Raw genomic sequence first — 26,369 nt, 5'->3', positions numbered from 1 at the left:
TGGTAATTTACTTTCATACAATCGTCCTTTTGCTAGAAGTGCTATTGTAGCATATTTTTGGAGAAGTGGTATAAAATAGAGTCAACAGTTAACACTCAACCATTCAGTTTTCGATCCGCCCGGTCAACAGTCAACAGTCAACAATAATTCCGGTGCAACCGGAATTGATATAAATCAAAACTCCCCAGTCCACTCCCAACAATGAAGTTTCCAGCAATCTCCTGCAACCGCAACAGCCGCCACCATATCTGAACTGGGAATTAATTCAATTAAAGACCATCTCGATGCTTCTTCGGGGTTGTCTTCAACATTTAACAGCGCGGCAGGTTCTCCTGGTGCGAGGGTGACATCAAACTGATTCAGGGGAATAGAAAGTCCTTTACCGACTGCTTTGATATAAGCTTCTTTGCGAGTCCAGCAGGTGAAAAAAGCTCTGGGTTGGAGATGTTCTGGAAGCGAAAGTAACACAGAGTATTCTAATGGTGAAAAAAACTTTTCCGCAATTTCAAGGCAAGAAAAGTTGGTATTTATACCTTCAAGATCGACACCAATATCTCGATTTGTGGTAATCGCAATTAGAGCAATGTTTCCTGAGTGAGACAAATTGAATCGCAGGGTATTTCCACCTTGGGCGGCGATGAGAGAGGGTTTGCCGTAGGGATTGTAGTCAAAGCGCAAAATGTGAGGATTTATGTTAAGATAGCGACTCAGAATCTCTCTGAGTGTCCCACGACTGACAATAAATTGCGATCGACCTTTGGGAAAGTGAAAACTCTCGGCTTTTGTCCGCTCGTCTGCTGAGAGAGTCTGCTGTAAACTCTCCAAGCAAGATTCTGTTTGAGCCAGAGAGACGCGCCAAACATGAATTTCGCCGAGATCCAATGTCAAGTCTAGCGGTGGAGAATTCCACGAAGGAACGACAGCAATCATGTATTTACCCTGCCTTATCAAAAGCTTCCACTTACCAAATTACCGCTCTTCTTCTTTCCCTTCTTTCTCTTCCTTCGCGCCCTAGCGCTTACGCGCGGCTTCGCCTAATGCGCCCTTCGCGGTTCGTTAAATAAGTCCCAATTCCAACCGTCAATAAATCCAAGTTTGCACAACTTTTCCTGCTATTTTTTGTCCCAACCAAGGCGTATTTGCCGATCGCGACTTCAGACTTTGCCCATCAACAGTCCAACTCATTTCTGGGTCGAACAAAATCAACTCAGCAGAGACTCCCGGTGCAACGATGGGGGGAGTTTGTCCGAGACAAACGGCAGGGCCTGCGCTCAAAACTCGCCACAGTTCTAAAGCCGAAAATTCGCCCGTTTTTACCAGTCCGTGCCACAGTAAAGGCAAAGCTAATTCCAAGCCGATCGCCCCGGGCGGACTATCAGCAAAAGCCACAGTTTTCTCCTCATAAGTATGCGGGTTGTGGTCGATCGCGATCGCATCAATTACGCCATCTTTCACAGCTTGAATCAGCGCTAATTGGTCGCTGAGATTCCCTAACGGCGGTTCTATGCGTAAATTCGGATCATAGGGCAACGAAGCAGTCAGAGCATTTTTCCGGCCGGAATCTTTAGAGTTTCCTGAAACTGCCCCGACATTCAACAGCAAGTGCATCCAAGTCACACTCGCAGTCACCGGCAAACCCCGCGCCTTCGCATCTCGAATCAATTCCACGCTGCGGGCTGTAGAAACGCGCATAATGTGCACCGGAGTGTCCGCAGATGCCACCAACTCCAGAATTACCGCCAAAGCCGAAGTTTCCGCACTCGCCGGAATTCCTGGTAAACCCAAGCGTACCGACAGCGCACCCTCTCTCACCGCGCCCTTTCCTGCCAAAGTTCGATCGCACGGCCACAAAGCCACAGACTTACCCAAAGGCTTGATATACTCCAGCAAACGCCTCACCAGAGCCGGATTAGACAGCGGCAAACCGTCTGCAAAACCCACCACTGCACAGGAAGCTAGCTCGCCCAACTCTGCCATCTGCTGCCCTTTAACGCCCGCTGTCAGCGCTCCCCAAAAATACAAGCTGGGCAGCCCGGGCGGCAAATTGCGGATATGTTGCTGCAACAAAGCTAAACCGGCCAAATTGTCAACAGGTGGCGAGGTATCCGGCAAAATCGCCACTCGCGTAAAACCCCCAGCCGCCGCAGCCTGCATCAAAGATTCCAGGGTTTCTCGATCCTCAAAACCCGGTTCTCCGCTGTGACTGTAGATATCAGTTAGCCCCGGCCCCAAAATCAGTCCCTGGCAATCCCGCACTTGGGTGTCAGCGGGAAACTCAGCAATTTTTTCTGCAATGGCTTCGATCTGGCCTTCGGTAATTAGAATATCAGCGATGCGATCGCTCCCTGAAACTGGATCTAGCACTCGTACATTTTGTAGCAGTTCGCGGCTCATATAACAGAAGGAAGAAGGAAGTTCGGCAACGGATTATGTAACGGATGTAACGGATGTAATGGATCTCAGGAAGATGGAAGAAGCAATCCACGGCATTAGTTTCAGGAATTAAGAACTTCCTAAGCGTCGGGCGCGGTTGTTATCCAAATTCAAACATTTTTCAGGCGCGAACCCGTAGCGGTGGGCCTTCCTTCCGCTACGGGTTCGCGCTCAGCACTTTACTAATTAGAGTGCTCCGGCTGCTGTTTTGTCAAAAACGCCGCCGCTCAAATGAGTTGTGACATTCATCGCTTGTAATACCGGCAAACCATCGGGGCCGTGGGGATAATCAATCACGCTAACGGCTCCGTTTCCTTGTTTGAATTTCCAGAAATGTTCTGGTTCCAAACCGAATAGGTGGCAGAGAATTGCTTTGTTAATGGCATCGTGAGCAACTACAATCCCAGTACCAGAAACAGATTGTACAATTTCGCGCCAAGCTGCGATCGCTCTCTGCCAAACTTGCTGCAAATTCTCTCCTTCCGGCATTTGCACTGTTTCAGGAGATGTTTTCCATTCTGCTAGCAAACCCGGATAGGATTGTTCGATTTCTGATTCAAATTTTCCTTCCCAAAGTCCGTGGCTGATTTCTCTCAAGTCATCGCGCAGTTCCAGTTGCAAACCGCCGTGATATTTGAGAATAATTTCCGCAGTTTCTTTCGGGCGCAGCATCGAACTGCTAATCGCAAAATCTAATTTTACATCCTTGAGAAATTCTGCTGCCCGCCGGGACTGTTCGCGGCCGTTATCGTTGAGAGGCACGTCAATTTGCCCTTGAAATTTACCTGCTTTATTCCAGTCGGTTTCGCCGTGACGCACCAGTAACAAGCGCGGGCCTTGGTGTCCGTCCCTCGGTTTGGGAAAAATTTCCCCGGTATGGGAAGTTAAATTCACCGACTCTAATTGAACTGGAACTTTCTTTTTTGGCTCTCCAAGTGCGTCGTTGGGAACAGGGGAAGTTCCAAAATTAATGACGCTAATTCCGCAATTTGACTGTTGGATTGATTGATAGTAATCCGGGGTAATTTCCGACGCGGTGGCGATGAGAGCGCGGTTGATTCCGTTGTGACCTACTACTAGAATTGTGCCGTCCTGGTGACGCGATAAAAGTTCTTGCCAAAAATGACGGGCGTTAGCAAAAATTGCCAATACGGGAAAGTGTTCGATTTCGCCATCCACAGATGGCAGTTTCATGGAAAATTTGTCTGGCTGTCTTTGCCACTGCTGATATGCTTCGGGGAATTTGTCGATCGCATCTTGGCGCAACATTCCTTCCCACAGAGGCAAATCGATTTCCATCAAATTATCAGTTGGCTGGAGTTGTGGCGGATTTGTCAAGCGCGACAGGATGATTTCCGCTGTTTCTTTGGCTCGTTGCAGGGGACTGGTATAGGCGGCATCAAAGGCGATACTGCTGAGTGTGTCGCCTACTTGCAGGGCGGCGCTGCGGCCTGCTTCTGTCAAAATTGATTTATCGAGGCGGCCTTGGATGCGACGTTCTTGATTGTAGGTGCTTTTGCCGTGACGGACTAAGATAATGCGAGTCATTCGATTTTAGATTTTAGATTTTAGATTTTAGATTTAGCGTGTTACCCCGCTTCGGGTGCGCGGTGCACGCCTTAACCATACATGGCGAGTCAAGGATTTGTGGCGTAAGTCTTGTTGAGGCGAGTCAAAAAGATGAGCCAGTGAAATTTTACCAGTTGTCGGGATACTCTCGTCTGCAACGACCTATGATTAAAGACGGAAAAGATTTAGCCACGGATTCGCGCGGGACGGAAAAGCAGTAATGACACTGAAGCGGGTTATTTTAGGTATTTTAACGGCGATCGCGATCGCCCTGGTCGGTTTATCTTTACTTGCTAGTTGGAATCAGCCGCAAATTCAAAGTCGGCTGGAACTCTACCAGACAAATTTGCTGCTGCACGCCTCGGAGTGGCAAGGAGAAAATAATCAGAGTGCTAATTTAAGTTCGGCGCGCAACAATATTGTCGGTGCAGATCCTTTAAATACGGCTTTGACGCAATATCAAGAAGCGCGAGACTCGACTCGCAAAACTCTCGAAACAACTCAAGCACAAGTTAAAGAAATTCAGTCTGCCATCGCCTCTAAGTCTGAGGATAATACTCTGAATTTGGCTCAAAATAAGCCGTCGTCCGAGTCTATCAAGCAACAGTCAGTGCTGCTAAACGAACTTGACTTGCGATTGGGAATTTTGCAGGTAAGCAGTGGCAAAACTGAGGTGGCTATCCAAACTTGGACAAATTTAGTTGAGCGCTACAAAACTAAAAGTGATGACGATTCTTCGGTGGTAACTGCTCAAGTTTTAACTGGAATTTGGAGCAATCCGGCTCAACTACTGCCGGATGCCGAGCCGCGCATTCAAAAGTCTTTGGATGGCTGGTTTCGCTATCGCGCTCTCGCTCAACTTTACAAGCTGCAAGAACGTTCTAAAGAGCTGGCGGCGCTGCAAGTAGCAGAGCAAGCAACGGCCCAGCAAGCTGTAGAAAAGTTGGCAATTATAGTGGGCGTTCCGGCGATCGCACTTTGTATTGGTACGGTTTTGCTGGTTGGTTTGACCGTGCAGTGGCTGTTGCAGCGGAAGCAGTTAGAGAAAGCAGATTTCGGCCCGGTGTTGGCGCGAAATGCGAGTTTGACTTGGGATGTGCCTTGGGATGGTGAGATTGTTTGGCAGGTACTTGTGGTCGGCTTTTTCTTTGTCGGGCAAATCTTGATTCCCTATTTGTTGCTGCCTGTTTCTCTGGCTGTTTTAAAACTCAATCCAGCTACTTTTGACCCCCGCGAAAAGGCTTTTTATATCTTTGCTACTTATTTGTTGCTGTCGGCTGGGGGGCTTTCGGTACTGTATTTTTCGGTCAAGTCTTTTTTGCCTTTGCCGGAAGGTTGGTTTCGGATTAATTTGGGGGGAAATTGGTTTTTGTGGGGTTTTGGCGGCTATTTTGTTGCTTTGCCTTTGGTAGTTTTGGTGTCGCTGATTAATCAGCAATTGTGGCAGGGACAAGGTGGCAGTAATCCGATTTTGCCGATCGTTCTTGAAGGTAGGGACAACGTGGCTTTGGTGGTGTTTTTCGGCACTGCTGCGATCGCGGCTCCGGTTTTTGAGGAAATCGTGTTTCGAGGCTTTCTGCTGCCTTCTCTGACTCGCTATTTGCCTGTTTGGGGGGCGATCGCTGCTTCTGCTTTCTTGTTTGCTGTGGCTCACTTGAGTGTCTCTGAGATTCTGCCTTTGGCGACTTTGGGTGCGGTTTTGGGGTTTGTGTACACGCGATCTCGCAATCTCCTGGCTCCTATGCTTCTCCACAGTCTTTGGAACAGCGGTACTCTCCTGAGTCTGTTTCTTTTGGGCGGCGGCGCGAGTTAATTTGGGGGTTGTTAATAATTGTGAATTAATCGGGTTTTTTTGACAGTTTTCCTGCAGGCGATCGACTCTTGCCAAAAACAGCATTAGGGTGATCGGTGCGCCCCTGATATCTAGTCCGGTAAAATAACCGGAATTTCATTAGGGGCGGGTTCATCCTAATCTGTAATATCAGCCACAGATCCAGATATACCCGCCCCGGTCGCTTACTTTAGCGGAAAAACCTGGTTTAACATGGAAGTAATATCTTGTGGGCTGATGATTGAGAGACTGGCGCGGGCGATCGCACCAAACGGAAGTTGACAATCCGGCTAATTTATAGCTAAATTTTAATTTAGGATGAGGCTTAAACCCAATGAGCAATTTGAACAGCCGCAAGTTAGAGGGAACGCCGAGTTGGATGCGTTTCGCACCCTACGCAGCCTTGGGCATTTTAATATTTTCTCTCAATTCAGGCAGCGAACTAAATTATTTCTTGAGAGGCTACTTGGTCATTCTACAAGCTCAAGTCGGTATAGTTCTGCTGTATTTTGCGATGTCTAAGTTTCGCAAAAACCCAAATAAATGAGTAAAAATTAGTAAGATTACTTAGCTTGATCGTTAAAGGTCGAGGGTTAAAGGTCGATCGCAGAAGTTAAAATAAAAAACTGGGGAAAGTAAAAATGGTAAAAGATAAAACCGTAGCAGTTGTGTTAGCTTTCTTTGTAGGAGGTTTCGGAGTTCACAAATTTTATTTGGGCAATAACTTAGCAGGGGTATTATACTTGCTATTTTCTTGGACATTAATTCCGTCACTGCTCGCATTTTTCGATTTTATCGGCCTGCTGCTGATGTCGGAACAAGCTTTTCAGGTTCAGTACAATGGTGGCACGTTGCCGTCGGGGTATGCCCTCAGAGCGGCAAAAGATGTAACCGGGGCGATCGGCGAATTGAAAAAACTTTACGATATAGGTGCAATTACCGCCGAAGAATATGAAGAAAAACGCCAAAAACTGTTGCGAGAATTGTAATTAAGAAGGAAGTTCGGCAACGGATTATGTAACGGATGTAACAGATGTCAGGAAGAAAGAAGAAGGAAGAATAAAGCTCACTATTAAAAAAGTGGGATTGACATAAGAAAGTGTGAGAGCACAACTATTTAAGGATAAAATTAAAGTGTCTCAAGATTTATACTGGCTGCGTCAAACTCCCAACTGGGTGTGGTATGCTTTTATTCCCTACTTCGGTGGATTGGCGATCGCTTATGCAGGTCAAAAGTCAAATATTCGTAGTTGGATGGGATGGGGTGTTGCAATTACTTTAGCAGCACTAGCGGTATCTTCTTCAACTAATTTGGGTACGATCGTTTGGATCGCTCAAATTGTTACTGCTTTTAGTTTGAAAAAGCGCTATCTGATCAAAACCGCGCCTAGAGGCTTACTGGTTCCTGCAACTGCGACAAATGCCGAAGAACTAGCAAACGTGCGCGGCAAAATAGATATTAACGAGTGTACCAAAGACGATATGGTCAGAATCTTGGGTTTGCCGATCGTCTACGCCAACGATATTGAATCTTTGCAAAACGAAGGCTACATTTTTACCCACGCCGAAGAGTTATCAGAAATAGCCGGAGTTCCCGAAAGTCACGTCAGACGAATCGCCCCGATGATTTGCTTCAGCTACAATTATCAAAAAGAATTGCAGTTTACTTGGAAACGGTTAAATATTCTTTCGCCGGAAGAGTTGATCGCCAGCGGTTTAGATCGATATGTTGCGGAAAAAATAGTTAGAGAAAGGCAGAGAAAAGGCGCTTACAAATCAGTTGTCGAAGTCAAGCGGCGGACGGGACTGCCTTTTGATTCATACCGCCATATTTGTTAATTTGCAGTTGTTAGCACGAATAGCTTATGGCAAGAAAATCTGTGGAAAAGTTGCGGGTTCGCGACTTTTCAAACATCGACTGGGAAAATCTGATTGCAGAAATAGAAGACATGGGGCGAAGTGAACGCCGGAGTTGAGAGAGTAATCTGGTACTAATTCTCCTGGGCTTGCTTAAGTGGCAATTTCAACCCGATCAAAGAAGCGTTAGCATCTCTAAAATCTAAAATCTAAAATCGATTGACTTTCTGCCATATGAGATGATTCAAAGGTAGTATGGCAAAAAACTCGATCGCCTCCTGGTAATTGACATTAAATGCACCGGCTGGCAAAAATCTCCCCCAGAAGGCGGGCTCAGCGAAATTATAAAAAACAATATTTATCCTCTTGACATTTCCACAAAAAAATGATATCTCAATATATTGTGAAACTCCTACTTTTCCTTAGCATCAACTCCAAGCCAGGGTAAGTTTTCAAGAATCTGCCTTAAATATCAGTGGTAAGCTATCTGAATTATTATTGAAATGCAAAACGACACAATAGTAGCAGTACCCCTAACATCAAATTATGTCTGACTCTCCTCCATCCCAAATCTCCCAAGAAGCTGCACCGGAAAGTGCTGCTACCGAAAACCGCAGTGCCAAAACTAGGCAACTGTTGGGCATGAAAGGGGCCGCTAGCGGGGAAACTTCTATCTGGAAGATTCGCTTGCAATTGATGAAACCGATTACCTGGATTCCCCTAATTTGGGGCGTGGTGTGCGGGGCGGCGTCTTCTGGAAACTATGTTTGGAACCTAGAGAATTTCTTGATCGCAGCAGCTTGTATGTTGATGTCAGGGCCGTTGCTGACCGGGTACACTCAAACTTTGAACGATTTTTACGATCGCGAAATCGACGCCATTAACGAGCCCTACCGTCCAATTCCCTCCGGTATCATCTCGATTCCCCAAGTAGTAACGCAAATTTTGGTATTATTAGCGGCTGGCATTGGGGTGGCTTATGCTCTAGACTTGTGGGCGGGTCATGAATTCCCGATAATGACTGTTTTGACTCTCGGCGGCGCGTTTCTAGCTTATATCTACTCTGCGCCCCCCCTGAAACTGAAGCAGAATGGCTGGTTGGGAAATTATGCCCTGGGTGCTAGCTACATTGCCCTGCCTTGGTGGGCGGGTCAAGCTTTGTTTGGTACACTAGATCCGACGATTATGATTTTGACCCTGTTTTACAGTTTGGCAGGGCTGGGGATTGCGATCGTTAATGATTTCAAAAGTGTTGAGGGCGATCGGCAATTAGGGTTAAAATCTTTGCCAGTGATGTTTGGCATCAGCACCGCAGCTTGGATTTGCGTTTTGATGATCGACATCTTTCAAGCTGGGATTGCAGGCTACCTGATCAGCATCCACCAAAACCTTTACGCTGTCATTCTGCTGCTGCTGATAATTCCCCAAATTACTTTTCAGGATATGTACTTTTTGCGTAATCCCCTGGAAAATGATGTTAAATATCAGGCAAGTGCTCAGCCTTTCCTGGTTTTGGGTATGCTGGTAGCAGCCTTGGCACTGGGTCATGCGAGTTAAGCAGAGTTTTGAGGTTTGAGTTAAAAAATTTTGAATTCAAAAAATCTAATTCACCTCTCAAAAAAATACCAAGTTCTGCAGCGTTAAGAAAAGTTTTGAATTTTTAGTTTTGAATTAAAAACTTTTTAATTCAAAAAAGCTAATTCAAGGCAGCGTGTTATTCAAGAAAAAATGTCGAATTAAAAATTAAGAATTGAAGAAGGCTAGCTTTTTTAATTTTTAATTTTTAATCGGACTTGATGAGGTTTGAAGGTCTGAACGTGGCAGAATTTTTCTCAAATATCAAAGATACATTGAGCAAAGTCACTAACGCAATAAGCGGTAATTCCGATCGAGAACCGCCGAAGGCTGCGAAGGGCAATAAGCTCAACTCGCCGGAATCAGAGGCGGAATTTTATCCACGGACAAGGGATGAGCGATCCGAGTATGTGGTATCAGAAGATGCTGCGCCTCTAGAAGAGTCAGAATATTTAGAGTCAGAATATTTAGAGTCAGAATATTTAGAGTCAGAATATTTAGAGCCAGAATACGCTCGATATCCAATAGTCAGGCGCAATTGGCAAGGGTTGAAGCGCTTAATTGCTTGGTTGGAAATTGAACCTCAAGTTACCAGCTTGCAAACCAAGGGAAAAGAATTGTTGCGGCCGGGATTAAGTTTGCTGGGAACTAAATCACCCCAAAAATCGGATAGTAGCGAATTGCCGGAAAATAGCGCATCGCCGAACACCCAACTGCAGATAAATACGGCACTACAGGAAAATAGCGCACCGCAGGAAAATACTAAAAAACGTATCCCCCGCCGCCCTAGATTTTGGATAAGTTTAGGTGTGGCAAGTATAGGCGGGGGCGCTTTAATCTACGGTTTATGGATTTTGTACACATTAGACAAAGGTTTGCCGGATGTTAACGATTTGTCAGCGTTTAACCGCGACGGAACGCTGACAATTAAGGCGGCAGATAATACGATTTTGTTGCAGTCGGGGCCTGCAACTAGAGATAAACTGAAACTTAAAGAAATTCCCGAACTCTTGGTTCAAGCTTTTATTGCCATAGAAGACCGCCGTTTTTATCAACATCGTGGGGTGGATTATCAAGGTATTGTGCGATCGATTGTTTCTAATTTGATAGCGAGAGATTTAGTGCAGGGCGGCAGTACAATTACGCAACAATTGGCTCGCGTTGTTTTTCTTAATCAGGAAAGAAGTATTAGGCGGAAGGTTCGGGAAGCTCTTTTAGCTCAGAAAATAGAGCGGGAGTTGAGTAAAGACCAAGTTTTAGAAAGATATTTAAATCTGGTTTATTTGGGTTCGGATGCCTACGGAGTGGCAGATGCAGCTTTGGTTTTCTTTAGCAAAACAGTCGATAAATTAACTTTGGCAGAGATGGCAACTTTGGCGGGTTTGCCGCCGGCACCGAGCGAATATTCGCCTTTAGTTAATCCTGATATTGCTAAGCAACGCCGCAATATTGTGCTGCAACAAATGCAGGAAGCGAAGGTAATTACAGAGGCTGAGGCGAAGGAGGCTATGGCGGAACCTATCGCGGTTAAACCAAGTCCGCCGAAGCGATTTAAAGTAGTCGCACCTTATTTTGCTAGTTACATTCGGAAGGAATTGCCACGCTATGTTTCTCAGGATGCTTTGGAAGCGGGGGGTTTGACTGTCGAGACGACGGTGGATTTGAAGTGGCAGAAAATAGCGGAAAAGGTGGTTAAAGATGCGATCGAAGTTGATGGTCGCCGTCAGGGTTTTGAACAGGCCGCTTTAGTTTCTATGGACACTAAGACTGGGGAAGTTAAGGCCCTGGTAGGAGGTGGAAATTTTAAGGAAAGTGAATTTAATCGCGCTACGCAGGCTTTGCGGCAGCCCGGATCGACGTTTAAAGGGTTGGTTTATGCCGCGGCGATGGCGGCTGGTTTTTCTCCCTATGACGGTTACGAAGACGAACCAATTATTATCGACGGCTATCAACCGAATAATTATGGCAAAAAATTTAGCGGTTGGCGATCGATCTCTGATGCTTTGACGCGTTCGGTGAATGTCGTAGCTGTGAAGGTGTTGATGGATGTGGGTTTTGAACCGGCGATAAAAGTAGCCCACGATATGGGAATTAAGTCGAAATTGAGTCCGATTTATTCCCTGGCTTTGGGTTCTTCGGAGGTGAATTTGCTGGAGTTAACCAATGCTTACGGTACTTTAGCCGCGCAAGGAAATTTTATTGAAGCCCACGGAATTAAGCGGGTGATTAATCAGCGGGGAGATGTGATTTATCAGGCTGATTTTAAACCGAAGCGGGTTTTGGATAAGGATAGTGCTGCGATTACTACTTGGATGTTGGAGGGTGTTGTGCAAGACGGTACGGGGGGGCCTGCGGCTTTAAACGATCGCGCTGTAGCAGGCAAAACTGGTACTTCGGAAAATGTCAGGGATTTGTGGTTTATTGGTTACATTCCACAGGTTGTGACTGGGGTTTGGCTAGGGAATGATGACAATTATCCCACCTGGGGAACTAGCGGTACGGCGGCTTACAATTGGCGCGATTTTATGAGTCAAGCTGTTAAGGGAATGCCGGTAGAGAAGTTTCCGAAGTTGCCGAAGTTGGAGGGCCGCAAGGGCAGTATTAAGGCAAAACCGGTGGAGCCTAAGAGGATTATTCGGGGGATGATTGTGAATGAGGATGGTGCGATCGTGCCTTACAATCCTAATCCTGAACCGAAGTATTACCCACCGCAAGAGCCTGCTTATCAAGAACCTGCTTATCAAGAACCTGCTTATCAAGAGCCGGCTTATGAAGAGCCAGCTTATCAAGAGCCGGCTTATTAAACTATCGGTTTGGAGTAAGGATTTTACTCGTTTTTCAATTGCTTTAGCCTTACCATAAAAAAGCCGTCCATGTGATGTCTGTGCGGCCACACTTTCACCCATCCTTCGGGTGATGGCTGTACGGGTAAATCAATTGTTGGCGGTTCGATTTGCCAGTGAGGATTGCTGTCTAAGAACGATCGAATAACTGTTTCATTTTCCAAGGGATGAATTGTGCAAGTTGCATAAACTAATACGCCGCCGGACTTGACAAATTTCGCTGCATTTGCTAATAATTCCGATTGCAGTTGAGATTGTTGTTGAATGTTTTCGGGCGTGTGATGCCAGCGGGCGTCGGCGCGGCGGTGGAGGGTTCCGAGGCCGGAACAAGGTGCGTCTAGTAAAACTCTGTCTGCGAGGTTAACAAACTCTGGGAAATGGCGGCTGTCTCCGGTATGAATTTTAATCGATTTCATCTGGAGTCTGTCTGCATTTTCTTTAAGTTTTTTGAGTCTGCTGGCGGTTTTATCGCAGGCATAAATAGTGCCTGTATCCTGCATTAATTCGGCGCTGTGGGTGGTTTTTCCCCCCGGTGCGGCGCAGGCGTCGATGATGGTTTCCCCTGGCTGTGGGGCTAGTAAATGGGTGACTAATTGAGCGCTGCTGTCTTGGATTGTCCACCAACCTTCGCTGTATCCGGGGAGGTTTTGAATTGCGCCGATGCTGCCATTTAGTCTTAATGCTTGTGGCAAATGTGGGATTCTGCTAACGCTGATGTTTTGGGATTTGAAGGCGGTTTCAATTTGGGCGATCGAGCTTTTTAAGGGATTGATTCTCAGGTCAATTGTGGGAGATTGGTTGAACCATTCACAGAGTTGTTCGGTTTCGGTTTCGCCTATTTGTTCGATCCACAATTTCACCAGCCATTCGGGGAAACTGTGCAAAATTCCTAGGCGTTCAACGGTTGATTTATAATTAGTAACTGCTAATGGGTTTAAGTTGTTATCTGTTAAACGGATGTATTGGCGCAACAAACCGTTGACAAAACTGCTGAGTCCTGAAAATCCGTTTTCTTTTGCTAGTTGAACGGTGGTGTTGACGGCGGCGGAGGGGGGAATCTGGTTGAGATATTCGAGTTGATATAAGCCTAAATGTAGGATGGTGCGGAGTTCGGGCGGTTGTTGGGAGGATTTCTTTGTTGCTAGTTTGTCGATGATGAAGTCGATCGATCGCATTCTCCTGACGCTACCGTAAACTAATTCTGTGACTAAACGCCGATCGAGGTCGTTGAGTTGAGAATTGCTGAAAGCGCGATCGAGTGCGGCATCTGCGAATGCACCGCGGCGGTGGACTTCGCGGAGTGCGAGAAAGGCTATTTGGCGGGGATTTTGCATGGTAATTGTTGATATGTCAAGTTATTATAGGTGATTCAAATACCCGGTGGTTGAAACCGCGTCTACACAGACAAAACCCGCCTTCGCTAGTTGAAGAAACCTAACGGTTTAAACCGCCGGTGGTCTCTAAAAGTTTCAAATTTCCTCTGGATTGATGCCCATTTCTCGCAATTTCTCGGATAGGCGATCGGCTTTTTGCTGTGCTAACTCTTTATCTTGCCGTTCTTGTTCCATTTGTTGCTGTGTTAGTTCCATTTGTCGCTGTGCTGATTCCTGTTGTCTTGACAACTCCACATAAGACAAAAACTTCTGTCCATCAGGCCGATAAATTTCCAAGTCTCCCGATGCAGTTTGAAAACGGATCTGCAAACGCGGACTCACCCAACCATCCATTAATTCAATATAGTTAAGTTTTCCATCAGAACGCAGCCAACCAATTAATTCATTATCCTCTGGACTGTAGACATAATATTCTTCGACTCCATAATCCTGGTAGAAATTAAACAGCTTAAACAGTGCTCCGATTCGATTTCCAGGCGAGAGGATTTCAAAGACAACTTGCGGGGCGATATTATCTTCAAGCCACTGTTGGTAGGAACCTCTGTAACCTTTCGGTCTGCCAAACACTACCATCGTATCAGGTGCTTGGCGAGTTTTGTTATCTCCTTCGACGGGATACCACAGCAAATCACCTGCTACAAAAACATTTTCGTTGTCTTTGAATAAGGCATCTATTCCCCCTTGAATGGTGACAATTAGTTCAAACTGTTTGGTATTGTCTGACATAGGTTTGCCGTCGCTGTCTGGGTAGATGATTTCTGCTGAGGTTTTAGTTGGAATTGTTGCGGTCATGGGGATGAGTCCTTTGCTAGCAGCATCAATTTCTATTTTATACCTATTTTATAGGACTTACTCACGGGGCCGAAAAACCTGTTTTTTTTACGAAAATACTTCGTTCGTACTCGAAGATTAGGTAAAAAACCCGGTTTCTTTGTCGGAGTGCGTAATACCAGTTTCATAAAATAGTGCTACAGTTAGTAGGTGTCCTTTTTGTGAATTAGTACCCAAATATAAGGAAGAAAAATGTCAGTCGTGGGTCAAAATTGAAATTCGAGAAACAGAAGAAGAACTAAAAACTCTTCTGAAGAAAGAGAAAGATGTGACTTGCTACGAAAAACTGCAAGTTCTGTATTGGCTCAAAACCCAAACGGTAGAAACTGTATGATCTGCCGCTGTGCGGTTAGGGAAACATCGTACCCCAATACAAAGATGGTTGTCTAGTTATCGTTCGGGGGGAATCGAAGAATTATTATTACAGAAACCTCGTTCGGGAAGACCAAGAATAATGAATCCTGAAACAGTAGAGAGATTATCAAAAGAATTACAAGAACCCGAAGGATTTAGTAGCTACAAAGAAGTACATCAATGGTTGACCAGTTGCTGTGAAATAAAAGTGGCATATCGAACAGTACATCAGTGGGCCAGATATCGACTCAAAGGGAAATTAAAAGTGCCGCGTCCCGTGAGTGAAAAACAGAAAGTAGGGGCAGTAGAAGAATTTAAAAAAAACTGCCATCCCTAGTAAAAGCCAGCCTGAGTCAAAGTGAGAGCTTTTTAAAGCAATGGCATAAAATTCGATATTGGAGCCAAGACGAAAGTCGAATGGGGCTACACACAATGTTCAAAGAAGGAAATTAACTGGAAAAGGCATTAAGCCTCACGGAGCAGTGCAATGGGACTTTATATATCTGTGGTTGTATGGAGTAGTAGAACCTCAAACAGGAGAGGGATTTTTTTATGAATTTACGTATCTAGACACAGTATGTTTTGAGAAGTTTTTGGAGCTATTTGCCACCGCTTATCCAGATGATTTGCATATAATTCAACTAGACAATGGAGGATTTCATAGTTCATTGAACCTAAGTATACCAGAAAACGTAATTTTACTGTTTCAACCAGCTTATAGTCCGGAAGTGAATCCAATAGAAAGGCTATGGGGGTATATCAAGGAACAATTGAAATGGTTGAGATTTGATGGTATAGAAGAATTGAGAGAAACAGTGCAAAAAGAGTTAAAAAAGCTGACTAACGAAGTGATTGCTTCTTTGACTGGATATCCATTCATATTAGATGGTTTATCTGTAGCAGGAATTTAGGAAAATGGTATAAGTCCTGTTTTACTTATTCTTTTTTGGTTGACACCAATGGTTCTAATAAATTGCGTTCTTCTATGGCAAGTTCTAGCAAAACTCGTCTGTCGCCCTTTGTTTCCTTATAGCGGACTGCCGCATCCAGCAGGCGGATGGGAATTTTGAAGTCTTCGTATTTTCTGGTTGGTTCTTGCCACAATTCTAACCAAGTGCGTGCGGCTTTGTCGCTGACCATTTCTGACATTAGCGCGGGGATGTTTCGCACAATTCCCTGTCCTAAGATTGAGAGATATTTGTGTTTTTCATAAACGGCTATCAGGCTGGTGATGCGAGTTTGAGATATCGCTAGATTGTGTGTGCTCGCGAATAGGTTGTTGATAATTAACTTGGCATCATCTGCCTCAGCTTCATCGCCTGGTTCGAGGCGTTGGAATGCGTCGTCTAAGGCGGCGATACCTTCATCCCAGCGATTCAATCCGAGAATGGCAATGGCACGGTTGAAGAAGACAGATGAATGTTGAGAACCCAGTTCGATCACTTTGTCGCAAGATATTAAAGCTTCTTCATAGCGGCCGAGATTATCCAGCGTCCAGCCTCGGCTAAACCAAGCCCACTCATAATTGCTGTCAAGTTCGAGCGCCCGATCGTAAGATACTAAGGCTTCTTCATAGCGTTTGAGGTCGTCTAGTACATGACCTCGCTGAACCCAATCCCACTTATCATTGGGGTCAAGTTCGAGCGCCCGATCGTAAGATACTAAGGCTTCTTCATAGCGTTTGAGGTTGTTGAGTACATAGCTTCGCCACCTCCAAGCAGACTGATTATTGGCATCAAGTTCGAGCGCCCGATCGTAAGATTCTAAGGCTTCTTCATAACGTTTGAGTGTGTCGAGTAAAAGACCTCGAAGAAACCAAGCAGACTGATTATTGGCATCAAGTTCGAGCGCCCGATCGTAAGATACTAAGGCTTCTTCATAGCGTTCGAGGTTGTTGAGTACATCCCCTCGGTTAACCCAAGCCCACGGATCATTCTCGTCAAGTTCGAGCGCCCAATCGTAAGATACTAAGGCTTCTTCATAGCGTTCGAGGTTGTTGAGTACATCACCTCGCATACGCCAAGCCCACTGATAATTGGCATCTAGTTCGAGCGCCCTATCGTAAGATTCTAAAGCTTCTTCATAGCGTTTGAGGTTGTCGAGTACATCGCCTCTGCTAGCCCAATCCCACGGATCATCCTCGTCAAGTTTGATCGCCCGATCAAAGGATTCTAAGGCTTCTTCATAGTGTTTGAGGTTGTTGAGTAGATAACCTCGCTTAGCCCAATGCCACGGATCATCCTCGTCAAGTTCGATCGCCCTCTCGTAGGATACTAAGGCTTTATCATAGCGTTTAAGACTTTCGAGTACATCGCCTCGATTCGCCCAAGCCCTGGCATAATTCGAGTCAATTTCAATAGCTTTATCTAAACATTCTAATGCTTCACCGTAGCGTTTCAAGCTATTTAAACAGCGTCCCTTTTCTACCCAATCCCTTGCCTCGCCGCGACTTGCTACCAATTTTTCCGCATATTCTAAAGCCGAAACATAGTCTTTCTGTTCAATACAATTTTCAATTTCATCAAAATAAGCCTTCAGACGCGGGTCTTCCTCATTTCTCTCAATAGCCTCCAGCGCCCGCGTATAATATTCTCGTTCCATCACAGCATCAGGTGGAATCGGTTTCAAACCTTGCCGATAAATAAAATGACTGTCTTTCTCCGCCAAATCAACATCCGCCATCCTCAATCCCAATCGCTGCTGCAACTCTTGCCGCGTATACCAAACCCGGATAAAATCGACAATTAATCGAATCGGTTTATTTCGCTGCTTCTTTACCTCCAGACAAAAACGCATCAAAGGTTCCCGCAATTCATACCACGATTCCCGTCCAATTTCTTCAGTTTTTACATAACCCTTATCTCGCAAATCTTTAAGTTGGCTAGATACAGTTCGCTGCTCGATGAAACAGCGTTTAGCAATTTCTTTTACTGGTGTGGCACCACCTCGATCGCACAAAAAGTCAACAATCTTTCGCTGCTGATTTGATAGATATTTCATCCGATCCTGATAGTATGGGGTGAGGCTATCCAGCATTTCCATGAACGGTTCTACCAATTGATCGAGCGATTCAGGAGTCATCAGAAAAGCGGAAAAAACAATGTAGATGCGAGGACTGCCACCAGAAAGGTAATGCACAACTTTAATGCGATCTCGCCCTGTTGGACTTTGAATAAAAGATGCTAATTCACTATTCCCTTCTAACTGGGCAATATGATTTAATAAAGCTACAGCCTCATCGAGCTTAAACTCATCTAATTCATGTAAATCAAAAAAATCATAAAAAGGATTATTAGAGTGCTTGACTCCATCAAACAAGCTTTGTGATGTTGCCAAGATTGTCAAAAATGAATAATTTTCAATATACGCCCTCAACTGCTTCTGCCCGAAATCCCCCAAGCCGCTAAACACGTCCTCTAAATTTTCGACAATCAACAACAGCACCCGCTTGCCAACAAAGTCTCTCAGCAATTCTGCGGCCTTAAATTCAGCTTGCTCCGGCGACAAATCATAAAGCTTTTCAACATCATCATGTAACTCAGCTTCATATGCAGCCGCATCTTCTTTAGCTATTGCCCGGAATATTCCCCGCAATAAGTCCAAAAAAGACGCAATCCCCCATTCCTCTTCTTGCAGCCACGCAATCAGCAATTTATCCTGCAAATCCTCCATCTTAACAACGCGATTATAAATCAGGGAAACCAAGTGCGTTTTGCCCATGCCACGCGACCCTATTAGTAGTTGAAAATGCTTGTTATCTGTTAGCGCGCTCACCCGAATTAGCTCTACTAAATGTTCTGCCAGTGCGTGACGCTGTACTAAGATAGCTTCCAGGGTTTCGGGTGACATCGAGCTAGGAGTAAATTGAGATATAAATGTATTTTTCATAATATCTATTGGGTTTAACTGGTTCCCCGGCTGTGCCTGGGAACCTATATCTAGAGGCTCTGCCTCGTCGGTTGCAGAGGAAAACAGGAGGCTCTGCCTCCTGATCAGCTTCCCCAGGCAGAGCCGGGAAGGAGAAAATGCTTGTTAGACAAAGCTTTGAAAACTAATACGTCTAATTTACCATATATTTAAAAAATATACGGTAGTTTTCTTGTATATTTTTCAAAGCAGTGTTAGACTGCCCTTAACAAGCAAACAAGCGCCCCTAGCTGTTACTAGAGACGCTTTCGATCGCTTATCAGTTTTCGGGAGCCACTGGGTGCAACCAGTAGGACTCTCATGTTGTTTATGGTCTATATAGACCGAGGATTTCTCATGACTAATTATAACAGCGAACAGCTCAATCTGTTCACCCAGCCGATCGCCGTTTTGGTGGAAATGGGCTGCAATGTTGAACGTGCCGCAGAATATACCAAATGCTCAAAAAGCTCAATCTACGCTCGGCTAAGGAAAAATAAACCGTATCTGCGGCAGGTTCCCACAGGTACGTGGCAAATTTACTCTACAGGCAAAAAAGATGGCTCAATTCTTGTGAATGTTGCCTTCATTTATTCTCCGAAAGATAACAATTGGAGACTTGCTTGAACTCAAATCTGAAGGCTGCGTTAGTCCAAAGCTTAACGCAGCCTTCTGCCTCTTCGGTTGCTGAGGAAAACAGCAAGCAGAACCTCCAAATCTGCGTCCCCAGGCAGAGCTGGGGAACAAGAAAAAATCTTAAAAATATTCCTTAAGACTTGTTACAATACACAAAACTTCATACTTTCCCCAACACTGGATGACCTTTTTCAACGCCTCCGAACCCCTAATCCGCTGCAAACAGGAACATCTCGACGTACAAGACCTCGAAGGCCTGTTGCAACTCCGCTGGCAAATTGGAAATATTACTCTTTTCTCAGGATTTTATACCCGCATCGACCAAACTTTTCTGCTTTGGGGTTTGGTGACAGGGGGGATTTTTTTTACGGCTCAGTTTTTCCCTATCAGTTGGAGCTTTCAGGCGATTCTCTGGTCAAGTTTGACTCTAATTGGCACTGCGGCAATGGCCGTTTTGACTTTGTTTTGGGTAAGAGTCGAGCGAGTTAGCTGGATTCTTTACTCTTGGGCGATGCTGATGATAACTGGTTTGGTTCTAACTGATTGCAGTATTTTTGCCGGTTGGGGAAGTTTGTTGCTGCACCTTTGCGATTTGTGGTTGGGGTTGAGCGCGATCGGCTATTTGTTGACGGGATTAGGTTTGCGATCGCGCACTTTTCTCCTGATCGGACTAACTCATTTATTTAGCATCCCTCTATTAACTTTTGTTGCACCTTGGCAATATCTAACCACAGGAATAATTATGGCGGGCTGTTTGTTGTTATTGTCCGAATTGCAGTGGGATATGCGATCGCCGATCGACAATAGTTTGCTAAGCGCAGAACAGAAAGAATTTAATAGAATTCAACAGCAACTGCGACAGAGTGGCGCGATTGTATCCAAATAAATCACAAATGTAAAGAATTCTGTAGCACTGCTGACACTTTCCACAAATCGTACACAATAGAAAGATACAGCATAAATAAAAAACAAACTTTAACCAGAACAGGTGTTTTGCTGTTTTACCTGTGAATCGCCAACCTTAGGGGAACGGTGTCCGGGAGGCGACGGGCTAACCATGCTGTACTTGCGACCATAAAAGTTAATTCCGGTTGAGAGTAATTGTTAAAACAAAAAAAGTGGTGCAGGGTTTTTACCGTTTCCCCTGCTTCGCAGTCTCTGAGGAGAGGCTAAACCCTCTACTAGAACAGCCCGACGAGATTGGCACAGGTTTTGACAGTTCCTCAGACCGATTTTTAAGTTCAGTGTTTAAGAAAATTGAGGAAATGCTCGCTTAGGAGCATTGCAGGACTTAGGGTTAAATAAGTCCTGCTTTAGTTTGGGAAATTTAAGTTATGTTTTACTCTGACTTGCGTTTTCGCAATATTTCCCTTACTTCCATTAAAATCTGGCCCAACATATTTTTGCCGCTGCCATCTTTACCGCAACCCCAATAGTAATCAACCGGGGAATTTTCGACTATTTCCTCATCGCCAGTAGCGAGTAAAATTTCTCTAATTTCGGCATGAGTTTCAAATTTGCGGACTACGGCTTTTCTCATGATATCATCTTTTACTTTTTCCCAATCTTTGCGGAGGGGACGAGAGCGATCGCGCCCCATTTTTGCTGCATCTTTCGGCGTTTTTGCTTGGCGAATTTGGTCGCAATGAGCCGTTTTGGGAAACTTTTGTGCTTGAAAATAATGCTCAGTAGTTGCCCAATATTCTCCGTCTAACTCGAATCCATGACTGGAAAAATTAGAAAAACAGCCGTATTCGCTGCCAGTGGTGTAGAAGTAGATAGCCATAAAGTCTGCGATTTCAATTTCGTTAATAATCTTGGTCGATCGTCATTTTTACCTCTGTTGATTCTCCACTATCTTCAACCGCAAATCAATAGTTTCAACATGGGAACCGATGTAAGAAAGCAGGGTGTAGATAAATACGATCACCCCTACCATTTCCAAAATTTCCTCAACACAAACCATCAAACCGTATATCAAGTTTCGTTGACCTACCGCATCTGCATAATAGCCACCAACCATTTCCATGCCAAGTGCTCCACCGACATATATACTGCCTGCTAGTAAGAAAAAGTCCCTTGTTTTCCGGGGTAGATGCCAGAGAAACTTGAGATAAGCCAGCGCAGTAACCGCAACAAAAATTGCCCCTGGGATTACCCAAATGAAGTAAAAAATTCCCCCTAAATGCAGGGCCTTTCGCAAGTCGTTAATAATTAATATTTCGTGCAGACTCAATATTTCATCTAAAGAAAAAAATACAAACATGAACCCCAGCGCTTTCCAGTGTCCAAAATACCGATCGCCCTGCTTCTTCTTAGCACTAGCAATAATACCTAGCAAAATCGCGCAAAACAGCAAAGTAAATGACGAGTACCACGAAGGATAATTTATTTCTCTGTCTAAGTTAAATAAACTAATCCAGCGTTCTTGATAGTTGAAACCGTAGCGCAGAACTTGTACGATGCAGCCAGCAACAGCAAAGAAGAGCACCCAAATGCTGAGAGAGAAGGCAACTCTCTTCGGCGAAACAGAAATAAGGAATTTCATCAAGTTTTTGATAAACTAGAATAAGGAAAATCAAACTATAAAGTAAAAAGTTAAAAATGGCAATAGCGGCGCAATCCGCCACCTCGGATTTTTATCTACAAAAAATAACCAATCACTGACAATGCACGTTCAAATTGAAACTTTCACTGTCCGCAAGCGGTTTGCCCTTACCATCAGCCGCGGTACAACAGCCCAAAGTACGAATTTATGGGTAAAATTAGCACACGAAGGAATCGAAGGTTGGGGAGAAGCATCGCCCTTTTCCACAGGTTCTCGGCCCCAAACTACCGAAATGCTGCTAGCTGCCTTGCAGGAAGTTGCACCGCTGCTAGAAAAGTTTACTCCGTTTGAGCGCCAAAAAATCGAACAAGTATTAACAGAGGTCAACTTACCCTCAGCCGCCCGAGCCGGCATCGACATGGCAATGCACGACTGGCTGGGCAAAAAAGCAGGCTTGCCGCTGTGGAAAATGTGGGGATTAGATCGATCGGGCATCGTCCCCACCTCCGTCACAATCGGCATTAATTCGCCCTCTGGTGCAAGAGAAAGAGTGCGTGATTGGTTTGGTAAAGATGCCACAGATCCAGCAACCATCAAATACCGCGCCGTCAAGGTCAAATTAGGAAATCCCGCAGGAATCGAAGCCGACAAAGCTATGTTAATAGCAGTGCTTGACGAAGCACCAGCTAACCTTAAAATTAGTGTTGATGCTAACGGCGGTTGGAGTTTAAAAGATGCAGCCGAGATGTGTCAATGGCTGGAAAAATACCAGATAAATTATGTAGAACAGCCCCTTTCACCCGTCGCGGATATGGATGAACTATCAGAACTGTACCGTAAATCGCCCCTGCCAATTTTTGCTGATGAAAGTTGCTTTAATAGTTCCGATATACCCAAGTTAGCGCACTGCGTCCACGGCATCAATATCAAAATGATGAAGTCAGGGGGATTGACTGAAGCAATGCGGATGATTCACACAGCAAAAGCCTGCCATTTGCAAGTAATGTTTGGCTGCTATTCAGATAGTGCGATCGCAAATACAGCAGCAGCACAACTTTCACCGCTAGCTGACTATTTGGATTTGGACAGTCACTTAAATTTATTAGACGATCCTTTCACAGGTGCGATCGTCGAAAATGGGTGTTTGATGCCAAACGAGCGATCGGGATTGGGAGTGCGGCGAATTGAGATTGTAGAATAGAAGTATCGCTCGAAATCAGGAGATGCTATGATATCACTTGAATCACTTGCGGGGCAAATTGATAGAGAAGCACAGCTTTTTTTATGAAGCACACAAGCCGCCAACTAATTTAATTTTTGATGATGCGGCAGAAATGGAAAGCAACCGCCACCGGATAGCAATGAACGTTTTAATCCGTTGTTTAGAAAAAGGTTTGGCTAACGGGAACGATTTTTTTGTCGGTGGTAATATGTTTATTTATTTCAGCGTCGAACAGGTTCACAATCGGGATTTCAGAGGCCCGGATTTTTTCGCTGTGTTGGGTGTTGACGGTAATACTTCCCGACAGGGTTGGGTAGTTTGGAATGAAAACGGACGTTACCCAGATGCGATCGTAGAATTGATGTCACCTGCCACTGCTACTGTAGATACAGCCATTAAAAAGGATATTTACGAGCAGGTTTTTAGAACTCCTGATTACTTTGTTTTCGATCCTTTCGATCCGAATTATTTGCAAAGATGGCGTTTAGATGCCACCCTGCGTTATCAGCCATTAGTGCCCAACGAGCGGGGTTGGCTGTGGTGCAAAACGTTAGGTTTTTGGTTGGGTACTTGGGAAGGAATTGTCGATCGAGAAACAGCAACTTGGGTGCGTTTCTTCGACGAATCGGGCAATCTAATTTTGTTGCCGGAGGAAGCTGCTCAACAGCAAGCGGAAGCCGCTCAACAGCAAGCGGAACAGGAACGCCAGCGAGCCTCGCGACTAGAGGCCAGATTGCCAGAATTGGGAGAAGATCCGAATGATCTTACCCTGAACCAAAATCACAGCTAACACCCAATCGATTTTAGATTTTATATTTTATATTGAAGCTAAAATCTAAAATCGCACGTCTCAAAAGTGAATCAATGACTAAAAATTATCCGATCAAAAATGGTAAAGTTGCAATCCTGCTGCACGAGGGAATTATTGGGTCTTCAGGCAAAACAGGTTTAGCATTTTTACGCTACAGCGAAGCACAAATTGTAGCAGTAATAGACCGCCAATGTGCCGGACAATCTTTACCTGAATTAACTCGCCTTCCTCAACAAGTACCGATAGTTGCTTCCGTTGCAGAATCACTGCAATTTGCGCCGGATATTCTGCTAATTGGTATCGCTCCTTCCGGCGGTGTTTTGCCTGCGGAATGGCTGCCAGAAATTAATCAAGCGGTAGCAGCAGGTTTGTCAGTTGTCAACGGTTTGCACGCGAAACTTGCACCTTTGATAACAGTTTCTTTAACGGAAAATCAATGGATTTGGGACGTGCGTCAGGAACCGAAATCTGTCGGTGCGATCGCCTCTGCCGCCGCCGCTAAATTAAGTTGTCGCCGCGTATTAACTGTCGGCACAGATATGAGCGTTGGCAAAATGTCAACCAGTCTGGAACTCAATCGCATTTGCTTGCGGCGGGGTTTGCGTTCCAAATTTTTGGCAACTGGACAAACGGGTTTAATGATCGGAAATGAAGGCATTCCTTTGGATGCAGTGCGAGTTGATTTCGCGGCTGGTGCTGTCGAACAAATGGTGATTAAATTGGCTTCTGAATGCGATATTCTGCACGTAGAAGGGCAAGGTTCGCTATTGCATCCGGGTTCGACGGCGACTCTGCCGCTGTTGCGGGGTTCGCAGCCAACTCACTTAATTTTAGCCCACAGAGCCGGACAAACTAGCATTCGCAATCACCCGCACGTATCGATTCCTAAGTTATCAAAAGTGGTTGAATTGTACGAAATGGTGGCTGCTGCTGCAGGTGCTTTTACAGGAGGAAAAGTGAGCGCGATCGCCCTCAACACTCATCACTTAAATGAGGCCGATGCGCTGTTAGCAATAGCTGAAGTTCAAGCAGAAACGGGATTGCCTTGTACCGATCCGGTAAGGTTGGGCGCGGAGGTGTTGTGGGAGGCGATCGACAGTTAATCTGCTACACTAAATTACAACTAGCAAATAGCTAATGAAAACTATGACACAATCACTTCAAGCAAAAACACTGACACTGCGTGAGATCAAAACCAAATTTAACTTGCAACTTGCAGAAGACGAGCAATTTTTCCGGGAGTGGATTGACGATTTACCAGAAATTACTGATGAAGAAAAGCGATATCTAGACAAAATAAAAGCTGGCTATACTAACAGTGCTGAGTACCCCATGATAGAAGATACCGTAAAAATGGTGGTACTGGCTCCCTTGCTATTTTTAGCAGATTTTTACCTGACTCCCTTTCACAGAGAGTCAGAAAAATCGGTGGAACTGGTTACAGTGGATGAAGATATACTTGTCAGAGGAAGCATTGATATTCTGCTTTTAATGGAATCTTTTTGGGTTGTGGCAATCGAAGCCAAGCGAGCTCAATACTCCCTTGAGGCAGGACTTCCCCAGCTACTCTTTTATATGCTGAGTAACCCCAATCCAGACAGACCCACTTTTGGGCTTCTGACAAATGGCAGCAACTTCAGATTCCTTAAATTGATTAAACAAGACACTCCGCAGTACGCTTTATCTTATGAGTTCGTAATCGATCGCGCCCAGGACTTTTACGAGGTATTCCGCATTTTTAAACGAATTGCTGCTGTAGTTACCAACTATAAATAATGACTGAAACTTCTTTTTCCTTACCGTCTGAATGCGCCCTCCGCCCGGCCTCAGCTCAAGACATCAAATCAATTAGAATGTTAGTGTGGAGCGCCCGACTCGATCCCACTCAGTTGCGCTGGGAGCAATTCTGGGTAATCGAATGTGAGGGAAAATTGGCAGCTTGCGGGCAGTTGCGGAACTTTGCGGGCGCGCAAGAATTGGGCAGTTTGGTGGTGGCCAAAGAGTGGCGCGATCGAGGTTTGGGAAGCTACCTCACAAAATATTTAATTCAACAAGCTACAGAACCGCTATATTTAGAATGTTTGGGAAAACGGCTCGCATCATTTTATACCCGCTTTGGCTTCGTAGAAGTTTCCCTACAAGAATTGCCGCAGTCGCTTAAATTCAAGTTCGGTTTGTCTCAATTAGCTAAAACTTTATTCAAAATTCCTGTAACAATTATGCATTATCAAGAAGGTTGTCTATAATTATGACTTTTCTGAGTTTAAGATTCTGAATTTATGAATGGATTTTAAGTTCGACCGGTTCAATAATTGGATAACAGGGTGCGATCGACCTGCATAGATCAAACACTCCTACCGCCTCCTGATATCTGCGTCAATCTCGATCGCCTATTTTCTATGTCTAAAGAGGTAGGTACAAATCAACATCACATGGGGAGGGCGAGTGAGTGCCCAAGTTTACTTGCTTTACTTGCTTTATCATAGGGCTTGCTGAATATATCGATGGCACTTGACGTAGCCTGGGTTATGCGCTCGCGAGAGCGAGGGTAAAGTGCAA

General features: G+C 45.0%; 23 protein-coding genes and 1 pseudogene. 16 read left to right on the top strand and 8 right to left on the bottom strand.

Features of this window, described 5'->3' with window-relative positions; translation table 11 throughout:
- Positions 1 to 174: 174 nt before the first annotated feature.
- The 3 genes from QUA10_RS25815 to QUA10_RS25805 form a co-directional block, all read right to left on the bottom strand.
- Positions 175 to 930, bottom strand: a complete 756-nt coding sequence (locus QUA10_RS25815; RefSeq protein ID WP_333085331.1) for a 4'-phosphopantetheinyl transferase superfamily protein — start codon at positions 928 to 930, stop codon at positions 175 to 177.
- Positions 931 to 1,080: 150 nt separating this feature from the next.
- Positions 1,081 to 2,394: a dihydroorotase gene (locus QUA10_RS25810; RefSeq protein WP_333085332.1), complete on the bottom strand. Its 1,314-nt coding sequence runs from the start codon at positions 2,392 to 2,394 to the stop codon at positions 1,081 to 1,083.
- Between the two features lie 225 nt (positions 2,395 to 2,619).
- On the bottom strand, positions 2,620 to 3,981 hold the full coding sequence (locus QUA10_RS25805) for a histidine phosphatase family protein (protein ID WP_333085333.1): 1,362 nt from the start codon (positions 3,979 to 3,981) through the stop codon (positions 2,620 to 2,622).
- Positions 3,982 to 4,222: 241 nt separating this feature from the next.
- Between QUA10_RS25805 and QUA10_RS25800 the strand changes: the two genes are divergently transcribed.
- The 7 genes and pseudogenes from QUA10_RS25800 (at position 4,223) to QUA10_RS25770 (ending at position 12,069) form a co-directional block, all read left to right on the top strand.
- Positions 4,223 to 5,815, top strand: a complete 1,593-nt coding sequence (locus QUA10_RS25800) for a CPBP family glutamic-type intramembrane protease (protein WP_333085334.1) — start codon at positions 4,223 to 4,225, stop codon at positions 5,813 to 5,815.
- A 352-nt stretch (positions 5,816 to 6,167) separates the two neighbouring features.
- On the top strand, positions 6,168 to 6,380 hold the full coding sequence (locus tag QUA10_RS25795) for a hypothetical protein (RefSeq protein WP_333085335.1): 213 nt from the start codon (positions 6,168 to 6,170) through the stop codon (positions 6,378 to 6,380).
- 94 nt (positions 6,381 to 6,474) lie between these two features.
- A complete protein-coding gene (locus QUA10_RS25790; protein ID WP_333085336.1) occupies positions 6,475 to 6,822 on the top strand; it encodes an NINE protein in 348 nt (115 codons plus the stop codon).
- 145 nt (positions 6,823 to 6,967) lie between these two features.
- Entirely contained in the window at positions 6,968 to 7,672 is a 705-nt protein-coding gene (locus QUA10_RS25785) for a helix-hairpin-helix domain-containing protein (RefSeq protein WP_333085337.1), read from the top strand.
- Positions 7,673 to 7,710: 38 nt separating this feature from the next.
- Positions 7,711 to 7,881: pseudogene (locus tag QUA10_RS25780) on the top strand (DUF29 family protein); the annotation flags it as partial.
- 355 nt (positions 7,882 to 8,236) lie between these two features.
- The gene (chlG, locus tag QUA10_RS25775) at positions 8,237 to 9,247 is read left to right on the top strand and encodes a chlorophyll synthase ChlG (RefSeq protein ID WP_333085338.1); all 1,011 of its coding nucleotides are present in this window, start codon (positions 8,237 to 8,239) and stop codon (positions 9,245 to 9,247) included.
- Positions 9,248 to 9,486: 239 nt separating this feature from the next.
- Positions 9,487 to 12,069 carry a penicillin-binding protein 1A gene (locus QUA10_RS25770; RefSeq protein WP_333085339.1) on the top strand — a complete coding sequence of 861 codons (2,583 nt, stop codon included), beginning with the start codon at positions 9,487 to 9,489 and terminating at the stop codon, positions 12,067 to 12,069.
- A gap of 23 nt (positions 12,070 to 12,092) precedes the next feature.
- On the opposite strand, the gene QUA10_RS25765 is transcribed toward QUA10_RS25770, so the two are convergent.
- Positions 12,093 to 13,442, bottom strand: a complete 1,350-nt coding sequence (locus QUA10_RS25765; protein WP_333085340.1) for a 16S rRNA (cytosine(967)-C(5))-methyltransferase — start codon at positions 13,440 to 13,442, stop codon at positions 12,093 to 12,095.
- 135 nt (positions 13,443 to 13,577) lie between these two features.
- Positions 13,578 to 14,294 (bottom strand): Uma2 family endonuclease, encoded by a 717-nt coding sequence (locus tag QUA10_RS25760; RefSeq protein WP_333085341.1) that lies wholly within the window; start codon positions 14,292 to 14,294, stop codon positions 13,578 to 13,580.
- 382 nt (positions 14,295 to 14,676) lie between these two features.
- Between QUA10_RS25760 and QUA10_RS25755 the strand changes: the two genes are divergently transcribed.
- On the top strand, positions 14,677 to 15,024 hold the full coding sequence (locus tag QUA10_RS25755; RefSeq protein ID WP_333086416.1) for a helix-turn-helix domain-containing protein: 348 nt from the start codon (positions 14,677 to 14,679) through the stop codon (positions 15,022 to 15,024).
- Between the two features lie 58 nt (positions 15,025 to 15,082).
- Positions 15,083 to 15,598: an IS630 family transposase gene (locus tag QUA10_RS25750; protein WP_333086415.1), complete on the top strand. Its 516-nt coding sequence runs from the start codon at positions 15,083 to 15,085 to the stop codon at positions 15,596 to 15,598.
- A 25-nt stretch (positions 15,599 to 15,623) separates the two neighbouring features.
- Here the strand turns inward: QUA10_RS25750 and QUA10_RS25745 are convergent, their stop codons facing one another.
- Positions 15,624 to 18,575: a tetratricopeptide repeat protein gene (locus QUA10_RS25745; protein WP_333085344.1), complete on the bottom strand. Its 2,952-nt coding sequence runs from the start codon at positions 18,573 to 18,575 to the stop codon at positions 15,624 to 15,626.
- Between the two features lie 375 nt (positions 18,576 to 18,950).
- On the opposite strand from QUA10_RS25745, the gene QUA10_RS25740 reads away from it, so the two are divergent.
- Positions 18,951 to 19,220, top strand: coding sequence for a hypothetical protein (locus QUA10_RS25740; protein ID WP_333085345.1), 270 nt, complete (start codon positions 18,951 to 18,953; stop codon positions 19,218 to 19,220).
- Between the two features lie 190 nt (positions 19,221 to 19,410).
- Positions 19,411 to 20,115 (top strand): hypothetical protein, encoded by a 705-nt coding sequence (locus QUA10_RS25735; protein ID WP_333085346.1) that lies wholly within the window; start codon positions 19,411 to 19,413, stop codon positions 20,113 to 20,115.
- A gap of 453 nt (positions 20,116 to 20,568) precedes the next feature.
- Here QUA10_RS25735 and QUA10_RS25730 read toward each other — a convergent pair whose 3' ends face one another.
- Complete coding sequence (locus tag QUA10_RS25730; RefSeq protein ID WP_333085347.1) at positions 20,569 to 21,015, bottom strand: NADAR family protein; 447 nt, start codon at positions 21,013 to 21,015, stop codon at positions 20,569 to 20,571.
- A gap of 48 nt (positions 21,016 to 21,063) precedes the next feature.
- Positions 21,064 to 21,777, bottom strand: coding sequence for a hypothetical protein (locus QUA10_RS25725; RefSeq protein WP_333085348.1), 714 nt, complete (start codon positions 21,775 to 21,777; stop codon positions 21,064 to 21,066).
- A 121-nt stretch (positions 21,778 to 21,898) separates the two neighbouring features.
- Here QUA10_RS25725 and QUA10_RS25720 point away from each other — a divergent pair, with 121 nt between their 5' ends.
- The 5 genes from QUA10_RS25720 (at position 21,899) to QUA10_RS25700 (ending at position 26,056) form a co-directional block, all read left to right on the top strand.
- Complete coding sequence (locus tag QUA10_RS25720; protein WP_333085349.1) at positions 21,899 to 22,978, top strand: dipeptide epimerase; 1,080 nt, start codon at positions 21,899 to 21,901, stop codon at positions 22,976 to 22,978.
- A gap of 37 nt (positions 22,979 to 23,015) precedes the next feature.
- Positions 23,016 to 23,789, top strand: coding sequence for a Uma2 family endonuclease (locus QUA10_RS25715; RefSeq protein ID WP_445243606.1), 774 nt, complete (start codon positions 23,016 to 23,018; stop codon positions 23,787 to 23,789).
- 74 nt (positions 23,790 to 23,863) lie between these two features.
- Positions 23,864 to 24,913, top strand: a complete 1,050-nt coding sequence (locus QUA10_RS25710; protein ID WP_333085350.1) for a DUF1611 domain-containing protein — start codon at positions 23,864 to 23,866, stop codon at positions 24,911 to 24,913.
- A 43-nt stretch (positions 24,914 to 24,956) separates the two neighbouring features.
- Entirely contained in the window at positions 24,957 to 25,586 is a 630-nt protein-coding gene (locus tag QUA10_RS25705) for a restriction endonuclease subunit R (protein ID WP_333086414.1), read from the top strand.
- Positions 25,586 to 26,056 carry a GNAT family N-acetyltransferase gene (locus QUA10_RS25700; RefSeq protein ID WP_333085352.1) on the top strand — a complete coding sequence of 157 codons (471 nt, stop codon included), beginning with the start codon at positions 25,586 to 25,588 and terminating at the stop codon, positions 26,054 to 26,056. Before QUA10_RS25705 ends, QUA10_RS25700 begins: the two co-directional genes overlap by 1 nt.
- Positions 26,057 to 26,369: the final 313 nt, after the last annotated feature.

Origin of the sequence: Microcoleus sp. Pol8_D6 (genome assembly GCF_036700965.1) — a bacterium.
Classification (GTDB): domain Bacteria; phylum Cyanobacteriota; class Cyanobacteriia; order Cyanobacteriales; family Microcoleaceae; genus Microcoleus.
Note: the sequence above shows the minus strand (reverse complement) of the source record. Positions and strands in the feature narration are given on the sequence as shown.